Raw genomic sequence first — 19,339 nt, 5'->3', positions numbered from 1 at the left:
TAAATGTTTAGAGATAGAAAGGTTTTCCCTTAAAAAGTAAAAAACCCAGCTACAAGGGCTGGGTTAGATAAGTCATATGAAATGAGGCATAGGTTATTTACCTACGCGATCGCTCTGTACCTGCTTGCCTACTAATCTTTGTAGAAAGTTGATCACAGGCTTGCGGCTTTTGCTAATAATACCGATGGCTTCTGCCCCAACAAGCATAACGAGAAACAGCGCAACAATAATCATGATAAGTCCCCACGTGGAATCTTGTGAAATAAATACCGAGCATACGACCGCGCTACCACCGAAAATAGCAGCAATGCCATAGATGATCAGGACGCTTGTACGATGGCTGAAGCCCATTTGTAATAAGCAGTGATGCAAGTGGCTTTTGTCCGGTGCCGAGATCGGCAGTTTATTCACATAACGACGAAGCATCGCGAAGAAAGTATCAGATAAGGGCACACCTAGAATCATAATTGGAATTAAAAGTGAAACAACAGCAGCTTGCTTAAAGCCGAGAATCGAAAGTGTCGCAAGGGCGAAGCCTAGGAACAAGGCGCCGGAATCGCCCATGAAGATTTTAGCCGGATGGAAATTAAAGAACATAAAGCCCGAAATACTTCCTAGCAAAATCACACAAAGTAAAATAACAGTTACATTCCCCATCATAAGGGCAAGGACGAGAATGGTTGTTGTCGCGATACCTGATACACCTGCTGACAAGCCGTCCAGCCCGTCAATCAAGTTAATCGCATTGGATACACCGACAATCCACAATATCGTAATCGGGATACTCAACCAGCCAATCGGCAAGTTCGTTTCACCAAATGGAATATTAACCAAGTCTATTTTAAGTCCGAATGAAACAACGATACAGGCAGCAATAAGCTGTCCTAAAAGTTTCCATTTGGGAGATAATTGAAAGCGATCATCCAGGGCACCTGTGACAACAATCACAAACCCTCCGAGCAGAAGTCCAAAAGCAGCATCTGAGTTCACGGTATCAAGTGCTGGAGAGACGACGAAATAAGCTCCGACGAACGCAAGGAAAATCGCTAATCCTCCTAGACGCGGCATAATTCGCGTATGTACCTTTCGATGGTTCGGGGCATCAACAGCACCTACCCAGAAGGCAAATTTTTTGACCAGGGGTGTCAGCAACAACGCCATAACGCACGCAGCAATAAACCCTATCGCATATAATCCATACATGTCTTCTTCACAGCTCCTCTTGTCATGGGTGGCAGGTCGCCGAAATGAATTATACTCCCATTCCGTCACAAATACTACTGCTAAATTCATCTGAAATGACCGTTTTCAGCCAATTTTCAAAGATATTTTCATGGTTTTGTGACGTTCTCTTTGTCGCGCATCACTTTCACTGCGAATTTCGGGAGTAGAAGCATTCTCTTATAGCGCCACGGCTCCTGAAGAAGGCGGTAAAACCATTCCAGACGTAATTTCTGAAAAAATAGTGGTGCTCGCTTTAGCTTGCCCGAAAGCACATCGAAACTTCCGCCGACTCCCATCATTACGGGCACACCCAATTGTTCTTTGTATTTTCCGATCCAAGGCTCTTGGTTTGCTGCCGCTCTACCTACTAGAAGAAGATCAGGTTCAGCATCCTTAATAGCTTGGATCACTTGCGCGTCTTCTGCATCACCAAAGTAGCCATCCCTTACGCCGACAAGGTTCACCTTCGGGTAAGTCATGCGGATTTTCTCAGCTGCAGCTTGTATAACTTCATTAGAAGCACCTAAAAGGTAAACCTTCCAAGCCTTCTTCTCCCCGACCTTCATAAGTTCGTGGATTAAATCGTAACCGGGCACTCTTTCTGCAACAGGTTGACCGACGTGATTAGCCGCCCAAACAACACCCGTTCCATCCGGAACGATCAACTCTGCACGCTGCATCATCTTTAGATAAGAAGGATCGTCTTGCGCGGCCATCACCATAATGGGATTAGCCGTGATAACCTGATGCGGCTGTTTCAACTCGATGACCCTCGTTAAGTAGTCAACGGTTTGTTTCATACTCATTTTGGAGATAGGCACACCGTAAATTCGCACTTTCGGTATGGCTTGCAATGACGCCAGTGCTGCTGGCTGATTGGTAACAGAAGTCGAGCTCATAATATCTCTTCCTTATTATTGACGTTGTAGGTTGCTATTTGGTTGCTAGTTGGTGAAATGTGGTTGAAAATCTATCTACGATTTCCTTTTGTAAAAGGAAATGATCCGCTGCGCGGGCAGCTGCGCTTGCGCCTTCAGCTGCTCGATGGTGGCGCGGCTCGACGCCGCCCACTGCTCTCGAGCATCGAGGAGGCTCAGCGCCTCCTCAGTAAATGCAGAAGCATCGAAGCGAGCTGTCGATGCGGCGGCTTTCATACCAAGCCTATGGAGGAACTGGTCGATCTTCGGATCGTACGAGATCCCCACCATAGGTACGAACTGCGAGGCTGCATAAATCAAAGAATGCAGCCTCATCCCGATCAGCAGGTCGCACGCCGCGACCTGCGCGAGCATGTCCTGCGGATGCGTGATGCCACGCACCATCGCCGCACGACCGCCGTGATCGCCCAAACGATCGATCACGAACTGCGACGCCACCTCATCCGAGGGGAGGTGGAAGGGCAAGAACCGCAGCTGCACATCCGTGCGTGCTGCGAGCAGTTCTTGCAGGGACCGCGCGAGAGCTTCCAGCTCAGAGCGGTCCTCGTTCCAGAAGCGGACGGACACGCCGATCGTCCGCACCGCCACCGTTGGCGCGCCACCATCCGGCGCGCCATCCCCGCCATCCCGGAGGGGCAAGCCCATCACCGGGTCGGGCACGACCGTGATGCGCTCCCGCGGGAGGCGCATCTTACCTAATAAGTCCGCGGACTCCGTATCGCGGACCGACACGAAGGCGCAGCGCTTGAACACGCTGCGGATCCAGCCGTAGAACATCGGCCGGCTCACCGGCCCGATGCCTTGCGAGTAAATAAAGGTTGGCTTTCCGAGCCATTGCGCTATTTTCAACACAGCCAAGTAATACGGGATCGTCTTCGAGCTGGTGGCATCTTGCAATAAGCTGCCTCCACCGCTAATTAAACCATCCGATTCGCGCAAAGCCCGCAACAGCAAGCCTGGCTTCATCCGATGATAAGCTTTCACCCCGTACATCGCTGTGGTTTTCTCTGGGTTGGCCGAAAGCACGATAGGTTCAATCTGAATGCCCTGCGCCTGACCTTGCTCCTGCAAAGCGAACAAAATCGACTGCAGCACAGCCTCATCCCCGCTATTATCGAAACCGTAGTAGCCGGATAACGCTATTTTGACAATTGGGGCTGTACCCATCGTTTCCAACTCCTTGTGAGTATTTCCCAAGCTGCAATGAGAACTAGTCCGATGATTGCACCTAGCACAAGTCCGTAGAAGATACGAATCAAGGAAATGTGCAGCGGTGTGTGCAGGTGAGCAAATGTATCTACTAAGGATAGTTGACCAACGACACCAATGAACAATAAGTACACCGCGTGACGATAGCGAACGGACAAGTATGCACCCAGCAAGAAGATCGGATGAGCCACTAGGAATTCTTTCGTCCGTGGGCGTACGCCTAATGTATTTTCCAAGAAAGAACGGAATAACTTCTCGATTGAAGAAGCTTGTCCTTCATTCCCTGTACGAGACAAGTAATAGAAGACAGCTGCAAGCCCTACGCCTGCTATCACAATCCACAACACACTTATATAGGAAGAAAGCAATCTGCGAATATTCGCGATTTTATCCTTATACGTATTATTCTCACTAAAGAATAAGAGATACACACCAACTATGGCAATTGGTAGCAAATGCAGCATCCCAACCCCTCTAAACTGTTGAAGTACCAGGGAATACGTCACATGATTTAGCAACGCCACAACATAAACAATACCTATACATGAAACGAGCGATGTTCGAAGCAGTTGCCACAACCCATAAGCCAGTCCTGATTTCCACTTCGCTGCAACACCCGATCGCACCGATCGGATAGCCAGCATGACCGCAACACTAGGTGCACTAATGGCTGTCGCCAATGCAAGTCCTTGCGCGTACAAATTCGCCGAAAGTGTATGTAAGGCCACTAAACCAAGCAAACCAAGCACGAAGAAAACAATCGTCAATTCAGGCAAAAAGAATGAAATCATCCATACAATCAAGCTTAATCCGCCTAACAGCAAGAAGAAGCGAGCAATCTTCTGCCAACCTGTTGTATGTACATCGAATGCCTCAGCTTGGCCTAACGTAAAGCCTACGTCTTGAATACGAGGAATCGCACCATCTTTACCTTGCAGTGCCGCATAATAGGACGAAAGCGGGTCAACAACCTTGCCCTTATCTAAGCTTTTCACCGGTTTGGCATTCAGAAACACCATTCGGATATTACGATCCTTCACAGCCAATACAAGCCGATCTGACACACCTTGCACACGATCTGCAAGCTCTGCTTTCTTCAGCGGCTCTGTCAGTTTCTCGCCATCTTTCTCTGTAAAAGAGTGCAGACGCACAACGTTGTAATTCGTTTGTTTAGCTAACGTGCTGAATCCTTTTTGCGGCTCCTTCAATAACTCAATCGCTGCGAGTCCGATGCCGTATTTATTAAGCAGATCAGCCATTTTATTCAAATTCACTTCTGTATCTTCTTCGGTATACCCAGGGACTTCATTCCCGTCCACGATGATGCGTTTGACGCCAAAATCATGGAACTGCTTTAACAATGCATCCATTTCATTGGTGTGGAACGGTCTGCGATTCGCTAACCGCACGACGATTTGGAAACCTTGCTCTTTCAGCATTTGCAGCGTGATCGGGTCTGGATCCATCGCCTTAATAGAGGCATCATCCATGCTCATCTGAATGATGAGACCATTCCGATTTTTGAAGCTCCACGGCTTCACGCCCACTTGCAGATCTGCGAACGTTTTCTGGATCAGCGGCTCTAACTTCTGCTGCGTTTGGTTATCTGCGAACAGCACATATGTATAGTTCTCGCTAGGGTTACCCAGTGTTTGGGTCAGCATAGCCGCGTCACGGGAGTTGTACATCTCAATGCGACGGCTCTCCTTGAACTCACCTAATGTGCTTTCGTAAACAGCCATAGAGCTTATGCCCGCGGCTTTCATGTTCTTTAGCTCTGTGTTCACAAAATTCTGTGGATTGGTCTGCACATCGGCAATATCCAATAAATCACGATAGTCGAACACGAATTCAACTTGATTAGCCGACGTTTCGGTTTGGTGACGTGTATAAGCTAGCGGTAAGGAGCACAGCATCCCTAAAATCACGATCCACCACAAAATATTTCTTAACGGGTTATTCCAGGTTTGATACACATTCACCAGTTTGTCCACTCCTTAGAGCATGTACTTTTTTAAAATATACGCGATTCTATGTTTCACTTGCCCAGACGGCTATATTTCTGGATAATCGCACTCGTCCTAAAAGGTCGGTGCAGCCGATTATTTCGGTTACTTTCCAATCCCGTATACATTCGAAAACCCCTCCGCCCCCAAACGCGGGGAATACGCCCAATACATGGTAGATTCCGCATCCAGCCATTTATTAGACGAGCTATCCCTCACTTAGGTTCTGAAGAGGTTTTGAACACCTATTGCACTATCCGTCTACACGATTAAGTACGTATTGAATGATACCATTTAATTGCTGCGCAGCCTCAGGCCCTGTTGCTCCTTGGACCGCGAAATAAAATTTAATTTTCGGCTCTGTGCCGGATGGACGTAAGCAGAACCAAGAACCGTCCTCTAGTTTGAACTTAAGAACGTTCTCCCGAGGTAAGCCATTAATCCCTTGTGCATAGTCCTCAACGGAGCTTACACGTGTACCGCTGATCTCGGCTGGCGGATTCGTTCTCCAAGCTTCCATCATGCGGCCAATTTGTTCCACGCCGTCTTTCCCTTTAAGTGTTCTTGATTCCAGTTTTTCCAAAAAGTAACCAAAGGATTCGTACAGCTCTTGCAGCACCTCATACAGGGTCTTGCCTTGCTTCTTATAGTAAGCCGCAGCTTCCGCGATTAACATGGCTGCGATGACTGCGTCTTTATCCCTCGCATAATCGCCAGCCAAGTAACCATAGCTCTCTTCATAGCCAAACAGGTAGGTGTGTTCACCTGTTTTCTCGAATTGCGACATTTTTTCACCGATATACTTAAAGCCCGTTAATGTATTCAGCGTTGGAATTCCATAGTGATTCGCGATAACTGCACCCATCTCACTCGTTACGATCGTTTTGATCACAACGCCGTTCGCAGGGAGTGTTCCACGCTCTTTCATACTCCCCAATAAATAATTCACAATAATCGCACCGGATTGATTACCCGATAACACGACATATTCACCATTCGGATCTTTCACGACAGCACCCATGCGGTCAGCATCCGGATCGGTTCCGATGATAATATCGGCATCCCATTCCTTCGCTTGTGCAATCGCTAGCGTGAAAGCTTCACGCTCTTCCGGGTTCGGCGATTTTACGGTAGAGAACTGTGCATCCGGCAGCTCCTGCTCAGCAACAACACGCACTTGCTCGAAGCCTACGGCTTTCAACACCTCGCGTACAGGTATATTCCCTGCGCCATGCAGCGGCGTGAAAATCACGCGGAAATCATCGCTGATTTCCTTTATGACGTCTGGATTTTGACTAACGGCGGTAACCGCCTGTATGTATGCTTGATCGACATCTTCACCTAACCAAGCGAGAAGCCCTTGCGCTTCCGCTTCCTGCTGAGACAACTTCTTCACTTTATCAAAAGTATTGATACTCTGTACGTGATCAATGACTTGCTCCGCAAACTCAGGCACCAACTGCCCGCCGTCTGCACCGTACACTTTATAACCATTATATTCTGGTGGATTGTGGCTCGCTGTGACAACAACACCCGCTGTCGCGCCTAGATATCTGACGGCAAAAGAAAGCTGTGGTGTCGCATGCAGCGTCTGGAATAGATACGCTTTAATCCCATTACCCGCAAAAACAAGTGCGGATTCCAATGCGAACTCAGGTGACATATGACGTGAATCATACGCTAGAACGATAGCCGGATTAGCTACTCCTGTCCCGTTTACATATTGCGCTAAGCCTTGGCTAGCACGACCCACGGTGTATACATTGATACGATTGGTACCCGCGCCAATGACCCCACGGAGACCACCCGTCCCAAATTCAAGATCTTTATAAAAGCGATCCTCGATTTCTCTCTCATCTTCCCGAATAGCTTGAAGTTCTTGCTTCGTTTGCTCATCGACAGCTGGATCTTGGAGCCATAATTGGTACTCTGTTTGCACACGCGTCATCGTCGTAGGTTCATCTCCTTTATATGTATGGGCTATTTATTAGCAAGGGCGAACATAAGCTCACCTTCGACTACCACTTTGTCACCAACTTTAGCCACAGCTTGACCTTTAACAATGGTGCCTTTTACCCGTGTGATGGTCATTTCCAATGTAAGTGTATCTCCTGGTACAACTTGCTGACGCCAGCGAATGCCATCTGCACCTGCGAATAGGCCGATTTTGCCTTTATACTCAGGCATGGACAAAACAGCTACAGCACCAACTTGTGCTAAGGCTTCAACAATCAAAACCCCCGGCATCACCGGATAGCCAGGAAAATGCCCTGCGAAGAACGGTTCATTAATCGTGACATTTTTAATCCCTACAGCTCTAACCCCTTCTTCTACCTCTAAAATACGGTCAACCAGAAGGAAAGGCGGGCGGTGAGGAATGATCTCTTGAATTTGATTAATATCTAGCATCGTGCGTTCGTGCTCCTTTCGAATGCTTGTATAAAATACAAGGGAATTACTTACAATAGGGAGGTCCCTTCATATCCTGCAGAAGTGAAGGTTCATATAAGGGGAGCTTATGTAACGGTCTGTATGACAGACCCCTACATAGGCTCTTTTTTCATTTTGCCTATAACCGTTATTTCGCTCGAGCTCCACGATTTAATAACAGGAACTGAAAGATATAAATAAATGATGTTAAGAAAGAGACCCCGATCACGTACCACAAATAGGTGATGGCAAAGGTGAATTCAAACACAATAAAGAGGATGGCGAAATAGTAGAGAACCGTCGTTAGCTTCCCCATAACGTTCGCTGGAACGGTCAGTTTGCCTCTGAAATGAAAGAAGGCGGAGCCAATAATCATGCCTGCGTCTCGGATGAACATAGCCACTGCTGCCTGCCAAGGAATCATCTCTGAGATGAGGAGAGAGAGGATGACCGCAATCATCATGCACTTATCTGCAAGCGGGTCTAGCATGACACCCATGGGGGTAATCAGCTTGCGCGTTCTAGCGATGTAGCCATCTAGAATATCCGTCAATCCAGCTACAAGTAGAATGATGAAGGAGGTTCGGATGTGGCCATTGAAAAAAAGCACGAGATACACGGGGATTAGTACAAACCTGCTAATCGTGAGCATGTTCGGTATATTCAAGGTAATCCTCCTGCGCCTAGGTATCCGATCCGAAATTTCAGTATTTGGCAGATTAAGTCTTTCTTCATTATACCGCTGCTCTTACAAAAATAAAACTCCCATACGGGAGTTCGATTAATTTGCAAAAACGAGATCGTATAAATGCCGCCATGTGCTGATATGTAAGATTTCTGATGAAGGTTGATTTCCGAGCTTCGTGTAACCTACCCATAAGCCAATATAGATAGCTAGAATAGCCAGCACGGGAATACGTACAATTTTGAAAATAAGCCATAAAATCTTCTGCCATCTCGGCCTTGGCTTCTTCTTGACTGGAGCAGGCTTGTCTGCCACCATAGCCTATCCCTTCCTTTCTACGATCAAGCACGTAAATTGTTAGCCATGTTCATCATCTGATCAGAGGATGTGATGGCCCGGGAATTCAGCTGTAATGCTCGTTGCACAATAACCAGGTCCGTCATTTCATCCGAGAGTGTCACATTCGATTGTTCCAGAAAGCCCTGCATTAAGCTTACGCGAGTCGCCTCTGTTGCGGCCACACCGTTCACATCTTGCAGGATATTCGCTCTCTCACCGTCAGTAATCCCCGCTGGAAGTGTGTATAAATTATCTCCCACATCTTGAAGCAACTGTGGTCGTACTACACGAACCAGCTTGATTTGGCCTATTGTCACGGGTGCTGCTGCTGGATCCTGTTCATTGTAGCCTTGGATTGTACCATCTTTCTCAACGACTGGGCGAATACCTGATGGTACGTTAATCGGGCTTCCATTGATATCTGCGATATAATGGCCCTCTTTCGTCGTAAGAACCGTCCCGCCTTGTCCGTTCGGCGTTAAGCTAAATGCCCCGTTACGTGTCCAAGCTGGCTGAAATACTTGGTCACCATTCTCGTCTACCTTGCTGACAGCTACTTCAAACAAGCCATCGCCTTGAATAGCGAAGTCGGTTGTATTGCCTGTCGGCTGAATCGGTCCTTGTGCCAAATTCGTCTGAATTTGCACAAGCCTCGAGCCCCAGCCTTGATTAAAACCGAGCGGCGAGAAGCGCCCTTGCTGACGGAACCCTTCAGGCTGTGCTTGAACGTTCGTCAATACATCTTCGAAGGAAGCTTCCTTCTTCTTAAAGCCGTTGGTATTCACATTTGCTATGTTATTGGAGAGAATATCCAGCTTTTGCTGTAAGCTGTGCATGGATACCGATGAGTTGATCATGGAATTGTTCATGGCTGGCTCCTTCGCAAGCTAGATTTAGACGCGTCCTACTTCATTTGCTGCTTTATCCATACTTTTATCATACGATTGGATCACTTTCTGATTCGCTTCATAGGCGCGCAGCGCCGACATCATATCCACCATGGATTGCGCGGAGTCCACGTTCGAACGCTCGATAAAGCCTTGACGCACTTCAACTTGGTCGCCTGGCGCTACTTGCGTGATCGTCGCTTCATCCCCTGGATTAATACGCAATAAACCATTCCCCTCACGGAGCAACAGATTCGGGTTCTCTGCACGCGAAAGCATCAAACCGATCGGTGCGCCTGCCGCATCCAGAATCGGGCGGCCGTCGCTGTCCATGAATTCACCCTTATCCGTTACTTTGAAATTGGATATCGGTTGTCCAGCTCCATCCAACAAGACCAAGGGTTGTCCATCTCGGCCCAACACTTGTTCACCATTGGCATTAACAAGTTGACCTGCTGCATCGACGGTGAACTTCCCGTTTAAGGAGTAACGCTGCTCACCATTCGGGTTCAACACGGTGAATAGTGCCTGCGGTTGGAACGTTCGCTCCCCTTCTGCATTTACGTATTTGCCCGTTGCATCAAATGTAACTCCCGCTACCTGAATGTTAGAGACCAATGCGAAATCAAAGGGGTTCTGCGTTTCCTGCAGATCACCCTGGGTGTGGACCGAGATACTTTCCTCAGAGAACACACCTAAGCTCATCCTTCCAAGCGGCGCTGGAGAGGCACCTTGTCCACCGCGAATCGTAGAGATCAGCATTTCTGGAAACGAACGCGACAAGGCATTACCCTGTTTAAAGCCTGGGGAATTCAAGTTGGCAATATTATTCGTTATGGTATCGTGTCTGCGTTGCTCAGAAATCATCCCTGCCGCCGCGGTATACAGTCCTCTTAACATCTAGTCACCTCTTAGATAGTCTATCTAATTAAAATTTGCGTTTGGTTACTTTATCTAAATTATCCAACATAATCCCTGTGCCTTTAACAACACAAGACATTGGATCTTCAGCGATAAGTACAGGCACTTTCAATTCATCCGCAAGCAATTGATCAAGCCCATGCAACAATGCGCCGCCACCTGTCAGAATAACGCCACGGTCAATAATGTCCGCAGATAACTCAGGTGGTGTCCGCTCAAGTACGCTCTTCGCCGCAGTGACAATGGAGGAAACCGGATCCCATAGTGCTTCCTGAACCTCACTGGAGTGAATTGTAATCGTCAAAGGAAGTCCAGAAACCATATCTCTTCCGCGAATATCCATCTCTTGATCACGCCCATGTGGATATACCGTTCCAATTTTCAACTTAATGTCTTCGCTTGTCCGTTCACCGATCAACAGCTTGTACTTATTTTTGATATACTTCATGATCGCTGTATCGAACTTGTCGCCAGCGATCTTGATGGAAGAGGAGGTGACGATGTCGCCCATGGATAATACGGCAACATCCGTCGTCCCTCCACCAATATCAACAACCATGTTACCGCTAGGCTGGAAGATGTCCATACCGGCGCCAATTGCCGCCGCCTTCGGTTCTTCTTCCATGAATACCTCTCGGGCACCGCTGCGCTCAGCTGCTTCGCGAATCGCTTTCTGCTCAACTGAGGTAATGTTGGTAGGGGCGCAGATCAGTATTCTCGGATGAGAATACCAATTCTTGCCCCCAATTTTTGCAATGAAATGCTTCAACATCATTTCCGTAATATCAAAATCCGCGATAACACCATCCTTAAGAGGACGAATCGCAATAATGTTACCAGGCGTTCTACCTACCATGCGGAAGGCTTCTTCCCCAACAGCCAACACGCGTTTCGTATCGCTTTCAATCGCAACTACGGATGGCTCATCAAGCACAACTCCGCGACCTTTTACATGAATAAGCACATTTGCCGTGCCGAGATCTATTCCAATATCCTTGCTGAACATTTCTAATTAATCCTCCTAAACCTACCGTCCATCCCGTGAAGAATCGGCGCTCTGATATACAGTTCTAATTATAAGCTAAATTCGCTATAAATGCATGTTTTCCTCTTTTTCCGTGAAATTTCGACACGCCCAGTTTAAGGAAACATAGGAAACATCTCGGGATGAAGGGTATCTTAGGACTTAACCGTAACCAGGATTTCGGAAAGCTTAGGATTACGGGTCTTACGATACTTAATTTTCGTCGCTTCTCCTCCCCTAAGGTGCCGAATTGACTTGTGATACTCCAAAATGTGCTTCACCTGATTGGCCAGGTCTGGGTTGATTTCCGGTAGTCTTTCCGTCAAATCCTTATGCACTGTGCTTTTGGAAACGCCGAATTCCTTAGCAATGGTGCGAACCGTATTCTTGGTCTCGACGATACAGGTACCAATCTTAATGGTTCGCTCTTTGATGTAATCGTGCACTCCCCTCGCCTCCCTACTCGAGATAGTTTGGTAAAGTATATGAGGGGCATGACTAGATATTCTACGTAACCAAGCCTGACAAGCTCATTTCCCATATTTATTTTCAAAATAATCACAGAAAATCAGCTTTAGGCGCCCAAAAGGGTCAAATGTTCAAGAAAAATGTGAAAAAGCAGCAGGAATATACCCGCTGCCCTTCACTGTATGTAGGCCTTAGCCTCATGTATGGTAATGCTCGAAATGCTGCTTATTGCTTCACGTTCAAGAGGCTTTCTGGGTTAACGGCTGCATTGTCGCTAACTTGACGTACTTCAAAGTGTAAATGCACGCCATCTTCCTTCTCGAAATCGTTACTGCCTGCTTTGGCGATGATATCGCCTTTCTTCACTTCTGCACCCTTCGTTACCTTCACATCGGATAAACTTTGGTAAATACTGATCAAACCGTTGCTGTGTGTAATCTCAACTAGCTTACCAACAACAGGGCTTTGCTCAACCGCTGTAACTTTACCACCTAGTGCCGCTAGAACATCGAATGCTGCGCCATCTTTGGCTTTCAAGTCAATTGCCGTGTGCGGTGTCAGTTGATCGAGGTACTCGATCATTGCAGCTGCCTTCACATCATTGGATGCATTCGTGTCATAGTAAGGAATCGCCACTTCAACAGCAGCTCTGTCTTTCACAGGCCATTGCATCGCTTCCGTGGTTCCGTTAACCGCGAGAGCCCCATCAAGTGGTGCTTTCGGATTATCGGTTTGTTCGTTACTGCTAACCTTAAGACCTGGTTCTTCTAGGCTGACTGATTTCGTTCCTGCTCCCTGGTACACCCACATTAAGGTTAAGATAATTGCTGCTGCTGCCACATACGTCGCTGGGAATACCCATTTCTTAGCAAGCAACCTCTTCCATGCAGATGTTGGACCTTGTGCTCCTTGAACAGTTTTAGGAGCTTCTTCTTTCTGAAAACCTTTGTTATTATCACTCATGGTTATCACCTCATCAACCATTCTTGACACATTCCAAGGTTTTATACTTACAGAAAGATATTTTTATAGAAACAATACAAGTTTACGATTTGTGGAGAAAAGAGGCTGCATTTTCAATAGAGATGCCCGTGTAATAATAGGTTACGATCTCCTCCGCGGTTTTCCCTTCCTTCGCCATTCCGTTGGCGCCCCATTGACTGAGACCTACTCCGTGGCCGTATCCATACGTCGTAATCGTGATTTGAGAGCCCGCCCATTTCCAAGCGAATTGAGAGGATGCTAGGCCTAGCTTCTCTCTTACTTCGCGTCCTGAGAATACCTTGCCTCCTATCGTCATGCTTTTAATGCGATGTCCGGTAGACCAAGAGAGTACTTTCATGCCTTTGGCGCTTGTATCTGTTGTCGCAATACTCGCCACACCTAACTTCTGAAGCATTGTCTTATAGCTGATTGTGACACTTTCTTGATAGCGAGAGGAAAGCTTAATATCCCATGGACTAGGCACGCTGCGTAAATAAGGACTTTTGAAAGGCCAATATTCTTCCGAATTCTCGGTATAACCATTGCTTGTTGAGAAAAAAGTCGCGTTGATCGGTACATGCCCATAGGTAAGTATTTTATCCTTGGTCTCATTGACGGCTCTATCAATCTTAGCCATATTGGTTTCGTACTTGGTCTTGTCCCACTTCACTCTAAGCTCTTCGTCAGTCAGATAGGCCTGATGAGCTGTCGTGTCTGTCACAAGTGCGTCATTCACTGGCATATTGCTATAATCTTTCTCTATGACTCTACGCACAACATACGTTCTTGCCGCCATCGCTTGCGCCTTGAGTGCCTCAAGCTCGAAATCTACGGGCATTTCGGCAGCCAGCACACCTCTTACATACTGTTCTAGTGGAACGGTCTGCACAGTTGCCTGTTTCGTCAAATACACAGGAATCATCAACTCTTGTTCTGCGCTAGTCTCTTGCAAGAATGAACCTTCAATTGGAATCGGGTACACCTCATCGGTCGGAATCTTCTTGACTAGCAATCCAGGCACAATGATAGTGACACACAACATGGAAGATAAACAAACAGCCATCCACAGGATGACTTCTTTTCTGAGCACGCGTTTCTTTTTGAACATATGTCTGAGCAGCCTCCATTAGCGCGTTTACTAGCAGCAATTTTGGTATGTCTTAGCTTATGAGAGGGGTTGCTAGAATAGAACACGAACGAGGCTAGGATCGGGAATTGATAGTGCCGATTCGCTTCGCCCCGGCGGCTACGGTTTAACTGGGAAACCTCCAACTATTTTCGCCGGAAATGCCCGAAATTGCTGATTAGATAGAAAACATACAGGTAAAATCGCCGTAATCGGCCATATCAGCGAAATCTCGCGAAACTAACTGCAGGAAATCCAGTTAGTTTATTTACTGCGAGAAAAGCGAAGGAATTAACTGTAGATTTTACACTTAAACGTGTGAGAGGGTAACGTTGCATGTAATAGAAGCAGGGAGAGAGGATACGAGTTGGGTAAAATCTAGCTCTAAGGTAGGTGTAGATTCTATGTAGTGGTAGGGAGATAAAGTATAGTGCTAGACGTAGATAAAGTGTAGTGGCAGGAGTGGATCGAGGAGTGGATCGAGATATTTAGGTAGGTGAGGTGTAGTGGTAGATTGAGAAAACCTCTATCGAGGCCATTCAAAGATGAGCGACCGCGTTTGAGTAGTAGGTTTTATCGCCAATCAGAAAGCAGTTTCGGTAACCGAAAACTTATACTTTCTGATGTGGTCAAAAAAAAAGAACCATCAGGTCCGTTCCCTGATGATTCCTCTTGTTTTACGCTAGCGTTGGCTGGATATTGAAAAATCCAAGCTCAGCTACTTCCTGCTCAATTTCTTGTGGGACCGAGCGATAAATATCGGCACCTAGTTCACGCAGAACGTCCGTGATGTCAACATAGCCACGATCAATGTGGTGAATACCCGTGATCTCCGTCTCACCTTCTGCCGCCAATGCAGCGAGAATGAGCGCCGCACCAGCGCGCAGGTCTGTTGCACAAACCTTGGCTCCACGCAGCTTTGAGTTACCGCTTACGATCGCTGTGCGACCGTCCACCTTAATGTTTGCATTCATATTCGCGAATTCATCTACATGCATGAAACGGTTCTCGAACACAGTCTCCGTTACAAGGCTCGTTCCGTCCGCTACCATCAACAGTGCCATCATTTGCGACTGCATGTCGGTTGGGAAGCCTGGGTACGGCAACGTTTTCACGTCTACCGCGCGCAGCGGGCCTGTAGCTCGAACGCGAATGCCGTTCTCATCTTCTTCAATCGTTACACCCATTTCCTGCATTTTGGAAATAACAGGACGAAGGTGGTCTCCAATCGCACCCTCCATATACAGCTCACTGCCTGTAATCGCTGCAGCGATCATGTACGTGCCGGCTTCTACGCGATCTGGGATCACCGTATGTACGCAACCACGAAGCTTCTCTACGCCCTCAATACGAATAACACCTGTTCCCGCACCGCGGATCACAGCGCCCATCGCATTCAGATAATTGGCCAAATCAACAATTTCCGGCTCTTTTGCCGCATTTTCAATCGTTGTCGTACCTTCCGCAAGCGTTGCGGCCATCATAATGTTCTCGGTTGCACCTACGCTGGCCACATCCAAATAAATCTTGGCACCCTTCAGGCGCCCTTTCACTTTGGCTTCGATATAGCCTTGACCTAGTTCAATATCGGCACCCATCGCTTCAAAGCCTTTGAGATGCTGGTCAATCGGTCTTGTGCCAATCGCGCAACCGCCTGGAAGCGAAATTCTCGCTTGACCCAACCTAGCTAACAAAGGACCCATCACGAGGAAAGAGGCTCTCATTTTCCGGACAAGATCATAGGAAGCTTCACAGGTATTAATCTGCCCAGCTCTTACTCGAATCACCTGACGGTTGTATTCGACTTCAATTCCTAAGCTTTGTAATACTTTATTAATGACTAGTACATCGTCAAGGGGAGGCGCATCATGGATGACGCTTTCACCTTCCGACCCCAGAATGGAAGCCGCAATAATCGGCAGTACCGCATTTTTTGCTCCGTTGATTTTTACATTGCCAGCTAGCTTTCGGCCACCGCGGACGATAATTTTGCTCATCATGGTCCCTCCGCGCACTTATTTTAAAAGACAGGTTTTGCACATTTCCTAAGTTTATCATTTGAAGCTACATAGATACAACTGTGTTCTTTTGGCAGTCAGAGATGCCCTACATAGAGTTCGAAGCGTAATGTGATTTTCATTCCGTTCTATTATCCATTGTTGACAACAAACTTCTGCATTATTCGGGAAATCGCATTAAAACATCTTACTGAAGCTCATGGAGAGACCTAAATACTGAATGAAAAAGCCCGCAACCAGCTGTCCGAGTCCGATCGAAAGCAAAATTTGCAGCATAATCGCTTGTGCACCTTTGGGCCTTCGCAGCAAAACATCAAAGCGGAACGCTTGCAGGGACCACCACGCCAACCCGATGCAAAGAATATAGACAGCTATACTAACCATGTTCATCAACGACGCGTATTGCGCCACTTCACTCCATTTGTCCGTCTCGCCCATAGGTCACTCCTCTTCCCTGTTACCGATTTACAACTCTGGCCAGCAAGGTTACAAATTCAGCCCGTGTTGCCTGATCTTCTGGATGGAAAGTACCATCGGGAAATCCGCTGATCCAACCATCTGCCGCCATCTGTTTCAGTATGCCTATACCCCAGTACGATTCACTCACGTCGCTAAAAGGTGTATTGCCTCTCAGCTTGCCTGTCATATTCATACTGCGCGCAAGCATTTGCGTCATTTCCATACGGGTCAGCTTGCCGTCGGGGTCAAATGTCCCATCCGGGTAACCGTCTACGATAGAGGCTTGAACGGTTTTGGCAATATCAGCGTAAGCCCAATGCGAAACGGCCAAGTCGCTGAATCGCAAATCCCTGCGTTTCGATAAACGCAAAGCACGCGATAGCACAGTAGCCGCTTCAGCCCTTGTGATGGATTGATTCGGTGCAAAGCGATAATTCCCGTAGCCGCTAATCATCCCTTGCTCGGTAAGTTTGCTAATGGCATCCTGTGCCCAATGTCCAGCAATATCAACATATCCGCTGACCAGCCCATAATTATTCAACTGCAAACGATACATCTGACTCATGAACCACTGGTTCGCCTGGAGTTTAATATAGTACGTTCCTTCGGGCAACGGCTTCTCGAAACCCAGCTGACTCGAACCCATCTCACTGCGATAGGTGCCTTGCTCCTGCAACGAATTATTATACAAAGTAGCATACAACGTACGCGAGGTAGGGATATTCGTTAATCTGACTTGGGCTAAACTATCGGAAGTCAATCGGAATTCGAACCAATCCACGTCTTCATTTTTATGAAAAACACCTTCATACCCGGCGTTCATCGCCGCAAATGTAGCTTGATATGATTTGTCATTCGGTTCGTTCGCGTCTATCAATTTAGGCGTATACTCAATCTCTAGCGTGTATTCACCTGTAATTGATCCGGCATAATCCTTCACATTACTAACACGAATATAATATTGCCCAGGAAGCACTTCCATCTGGGAGCTCACTTCTATACCGCCATCGCCAGCTTGGTCGATCGTCGTCGACTTCTCCCCTTCTTTCTGAAAAAGAAGCATAGGATCGATCCGCCCCGTATCTGTCGATAGTCTAAGGCGCATCGTGCCCGAGTGTTCAAGCGTTAGAGCGAACCAATCGATATCGCCTTTTTCATGAAACGTACCTCGGATAGTCTGACTGCGTTCTGACAATGTAAAAGCTTTATACTGCTTATCATTATCCTCAAAAGGGTCCGTGTAAATCACAAAATCCGTTCGCAACGTGTAATTAAGCAGGGTCTTTCGTGCACGATCAACATTCTCCAACTGTACATAGGTAACGCCTTTGGTCACAGCTACAGTAAACGACTGGTTTCCTCCAGTAGTATCACTAGCCGCGACAAAGCTCTGTCCCGAATCAAACTTCACGCGAATACCTGCGCCATCTTCGGGCTGTACCGCTAACTGAATGTAACCGTCATAAGCTGCATCAATCGCATACCAGTCCTGGTCCTGCCCCGAGCTGAGGTTCGCTTTGACTAACGTATGATTCGGAAGCGCAGCCGCCTGACTCGCAAGATCATTCGGCTCGAAGCGATCTTGCTTATAAGTTTCAGTCAGTGCCTTTTCGATATTCAATAAGCCATTACCCGTCTTAGCGTCCCACCCTCTGGACATTAAGTCCGTGGCTGTTTGCTCGATCTGTGAGCGCACCTGGTACGCCGACATTGCCGGATATTTCCCCCAAACCAGCGCAGCGGCAGCTGCCACTTGGGGGGCAGCCATCGAGCTCCCATCCTGATACTGATAGCCACCGCCAAGCGCCGTCGTGTATACGTCCCAAGGAGCCATGATATCGAGCTCTGGGCCGTAATTCGATCGTGGGTCAGCCTGTTTATTAGGGCTTACACCACCAACAGAAAGCACAGTTGGATACGCCGCGGGGTATTTCACACTCGTGCTTTCATTACCAACAGCAGCGACAAGTAATACGTTGCGATCCTCTGCATATTGCACAACACCTGCTAGATAATCCGAGTATTTGTTCAATCCCAAGGAAAGTACAACGATTTTCGCACCATGATCAACCGCATATTTAATACCTTCGCCCAGCTTAGCTTCGCCGCCAGTTCCATCTGCTTCCAGTGCCTTAATTGGCATAATTTTGGCATTGGGGGCAATTCCCGCGATGCCTTTATCGTTATTAATCGCAGCGGCAATCAAGCCGGCTACGTTCGTTCCATGTCCATTATCATCAAAAGGCTTCCTCGAAGCCTGAAGCAAATTCACACCATCCACTAAATTGCCAGTTAAATCTGGATGTCCAAGGTCAACGCCTGTATCAACAACGGCGACAACGATCGGCGTACGGGCATCTCCTGCCGCAGCCCATGCTTGATCAACGCGAATCATATCCAGATAAGTTTGCTTCACTCTCATGGGATCGGAAGACACCGCATAAGCCGCATCTACGTTAGGCACGAAACCCGTTAGTCCTAGGACTAGCATTGTCATCAGTATCATGGGGCCTACGTATCGAAAATAAGTCATCACATCAGGTCCTTTATCCCAAATTAAATCTCTTCGTCATTTACTTACCACATAAGAAAGTATACGTTTTCGGTGTCCGAAAACAGCT

The 19,339-nt window shown here is 47.4% G+C and carries 17 protein-coding genes; all 17 read right to left on the bottom strand.

Going from position 1 to position 19,339, the window contains the following annotated elements:
* Positions 1–93 precede the first annotated feature (93 nt).
* Complete coding sequence (locus ACSQ8P_RS00385) at positions 94–1,203, bottom strand: glycosyltransferase family 4 protein (RefSeq protein WP_436239418.1); 1,110 nt, start codon at positions 1,201–1,203, stop codon at positions 94–96.
* A 128-nt stretch (positions 1,204–1,331) separates the two neighbouring features.
* Complete coding sequence (locus tag ACSQ8P_RS00380; RefSeq protein WP_436233416.1) at positions 1,332–2,123, bottom strand: WecB/TagA/CpsF family glycosyltransferase; 792 nt, start codon at positions 2,121–2,123, stop codon at positions 1,332–1,334.
* A 75-nt stretch (positions 2,124–2,198) separates the two neighbouring features.
* Positions 2,199–3,329, bottom strand: coding sequence for a polysaccharide pyruvyl transferase CsaB (csaB, locus tag ACSQ8P_RS00375; RefSeq protein ID WP_436233415.1), 1,131 nt, complete (start codon positions 3,327–3,329; stop codon positions 2,199–2,201).
* Positions 3,302–5,353: a DUF5693 family protein gene (locus ACSQ8P_RS00370; RefSeq protein WP_436233414.1), complete on the bottom strand. Its 2,052-nt coding sequence runs from the start codon at positions 5,351–5,353 to the stop codon at positions 3,302–3,304. Before ACSQ8P_RS00370 ends, csaB begins: the two co-directional genes overlap by 28 nt.
* 277 nt (positions 5,354–5,630) lie before the next feature.
* A complete protein-coding gene (locus ACSQ8P_RS00365) occupies positions 5,631–7,325 on the bottom strand; it encodes a phospho-sugar mutase (protein ID WP_436233413.1) in 1,695 nt (564 codons plus the stop codon).
* 32 nt (positions 7,326–7,357) lie between these two features.
* Positions 7,358–7,786 carry a 3-hydroxyacyl-ACP dehydratase FabZ gene (fabZ, locus tag ACSQ8P_RS00360; protein WP_029195635.1) on the bottom strand — a complete coding sequence of 143 codons (429 nt, stop codon included), beginning with the start codon at positions 7,784–7,786 and terminating at the stop codon, positions 7,358–7,360.
* 169 nt (positions 7,787–7,955) lie between these two features.
* Positions 7,956–8,474: a CDP-alcohol phosphatidyltransferase family protein gene (locus ACSQ8P_RS00355; protein ID WP_236290457.1), complete on the bottom strand. Its 519-nt coding sequence runs from the start codon at positions 8,472–8,474 to the stop codon at positions 7,956–7,958.
* A 114-nt stretch (positions 8,475–8,588) separates the two neighbouring features.
* Positions 8,589–8,810 (bottom strand): DNA-directed RNA polymerase subunit beta, encoded by a 222-nt coding sequence (locus ACSQ8P_RS00350; protein WP_436233412.1) that lies wholly within the window; start codon positions 8,808–8,810, stop codon positions 8,589–8,591.
* Positions 8,811–8,833: 23 nt separating this feature from the next.
* A complete protein-coding gene (locus tag ACSQ8P_RS00345) occupies positions 8,834–9,700 on the bottom strand; it encodes a flagellar hook-basal body protein (protein ID WP_436233411.1) in 867 nt (288 codons plus the stop codon).
* 24 nt (positions 9,701–9,724) lie between these two features.
* Positions 9,725–10,618 (bottom strand): flagellar hook-basal body protein, encoded by an 894-nt coding sequence (locus ACSQ8P_RS00340; RefSeq protein ID WP_436233410.1) that lies wholly within the window; start codon positions 10,616–10,618, stop codon positions 9,725–9,727.
* 28 nt (positions 10,619–10,646) lie between these two features.
* Complete coding sequence (locus ACSQ8P_RS00335; protein WP_436233409.1) at positions 10,647–11,645, bottom strand: rod shape-determining protein; 999 nt, start codon at positions 11,643–11,645, stop codon at positions 10,647–10,649.
* A 173-nt stretch (positions 11,646–11,818) separates the two neighbouring features.
* Positions 11,819–12,109: a sporulation transcriptional regulator SpoIIID gene (spoIIID, locus tag ACSQ8P_RS00330; RefSeq protein WP_056611628.1), complete on the bottom strand. Its 291-nt coding sequence runs from the start codon at positions 12,107–12,109 to the stop codon at positions 11,819–11,821.
* A gap of 247 nt (positions 12,110–12,356) precedes the next feature.
* Positions 12,357–13,094: a peptidoglycan DD-metalloendopeptidase family protein gene (locus ACSQ8P_RS00325; protein ID WP_436233408.1), complete on the bottom strand. Its 738-nt coding sequence runs from the start codon at positions 13,092–13,094 to the stop codon at positions 12,357–12,359.
* 82 nt (positions 13,095–13,176) lie between these two features.
* On the bottom strand, positions 13,177–14,223 hold the full coding sequence (gene spoIID / locus ACSQ8P_RS00320; RefSeq protein ID WP_436233407.1) for a stage II sporulation protein D: 1,047 nt from the start codon (positions 14,221–14,223) through the stop codon (positions 13,177–13,179).
* A gap of 695 nt (positions 14,224–14,918) precedes the next feature.
* On the bottom strand, positions 14,919–16,238 hold the full coding sequence (gene murA, locus ACSQ8P_RS00315) for a UDP-N-acetylglucosamine 1-carboxyvinyltransferase (protein ID WP_436233406.1): 1,320 nt from the start codon (positions 16,236–16,238) through the stop codon (positions 14,919–14,921).
* A 198-nt stretch (positions 16,239–16,436) separates the two neighbouring features.
* Positions 16,437–16,697, bottom strand: coding sequence for a DUF1146 family protein (locus ACSQ8P_RS00310; protein WP_436233405.1), 261 nt, complete (start codon positions 16,695–16,697; stop codon positions 16,437–16,439).
* 19 nt (positions 16,698–16,716) lie between these two features.
* Entirely contained in the window at positions 16,717–19,224 is a 2,508-nt protein-coding gene (locus ACSQ8P_RS00305) for a S8 family serine peptidase (RefSeq protein ID WP_436233404.1), read from the bottom strand.
* Positions 19,225–19,339: the final 115 nt, after the last annotated feature.

The organism is Paenibacillus sp. LjRoot153, from assembly GCF_964253085.1.
Classification (GTDB): domain Bacteria; phylum Bacillota; class Bacilli; order Paenibacillales; family NBRC-103111; genus Paenibacillus_E.
This window is presented reverse-complemented; position numbering and strand designations above follow the sequence as displayed.

Bases quoted from the DNA above. Each gene is read 5' to 3' on its own strand.
- ACSQ8P_RS00385 (WP_436239418.1), bottom strand. From the start codon at position 1,203: ATGTATGGATTATATGCGATAGGGTTTATTGCTGCGTGCGTTATGGCG.
- spoIID (WP_436233407.1), bottom strand. From the start codon at position 14,223: ATGTTCAAAAAGAAACGCGTGCTCAGAAAAGAAGTCATCCTGTGGATG.
- csaB (WP_436233415.1), bottom strand. From the start codon at position 3,329: ATGGGTACAGCCCCAATTGTCAAAATAGCGTTATCCGGCTACTACGGT.
- fabZ (WP_029195635.1), bottom strand. From the start codon at position 7,786: ATGCTAGATATTAATCAAATTCAAGAGATCATTCCTCACCGCCCGCCT.
- ACSQ8P_RS00345 (WP_436233411.1), bottom strand. From the start codon at position 9,700: ATGAACAATTCCATGATCAACTCATCGGTATCCATGCACAGCTTACAG.
- ACSQ8P_RS00325 (WP_436233408.1), bottom strand. From the start codon at position 13,094: ATGAGTGATAATAACAAAGGTTTTCAGAAAGAAGAAGCTCCTAAAACT.
- ACSQ8P_RS00310 (WP_436233405.1), bottom strand. From the start codon at position 16,697: ATGGGCGAGACGGACAAATGGAGTGAAGTGGCGCAATACGCGTCGTTG.
- ACSQ8P_RS00365 (WP_436233413.1), bottom strand. From the start codon at position 7,325: ATGACGCGTGTGCAAACAGAGTACCAATTATGGCTCCAAGATCCAGCT.
- murA (WP_436233406.1), bottom strand. From the start codon at position 16,238: ATGAGCAAAATTATCGTCCGCGGTGGCCGAAAGCTAGCTGGCAATGTA.
- ACSQ8P_RS00350 (WP_436233412.1), bottom strand. From the start codon at position 8,810: ATGGTGGCAGACAAGCCTGCTCCAGTCAAGAAGAAGCCAAGGCCGAGA.
- ACSQ8P_RS00305 (WP_436233404.1), bottom strand. From the start codon at position 19,224: ATGATACTGATGACAATGCTAGTCCTAGGACTAACGGGTTTCGTGCCT.
- ACSQ8P_RS00340 (WP_436233410.1), bottom strand. From the start codon at position 10,618: ATGTTAAGAGGACTGTATACCGCGGCGGCAGGGATGATTTCTGAGCAA.
- ACSQ8P_RS00335 (WP_436233409.1), bottom strand. From the start codon at position 11,645: ATGTTCAGCAAGGATATTGGAATAGATCTCGGCACGGCAAATGTGCTT.
- ACSQ8P_RS00380 (WP_436233416.1), bottom strand. From the start codon at position 2,123: ATGAGCTCGACTTCTGTTACCAATCAGCCAGCAGCACTGGCGTCATTG.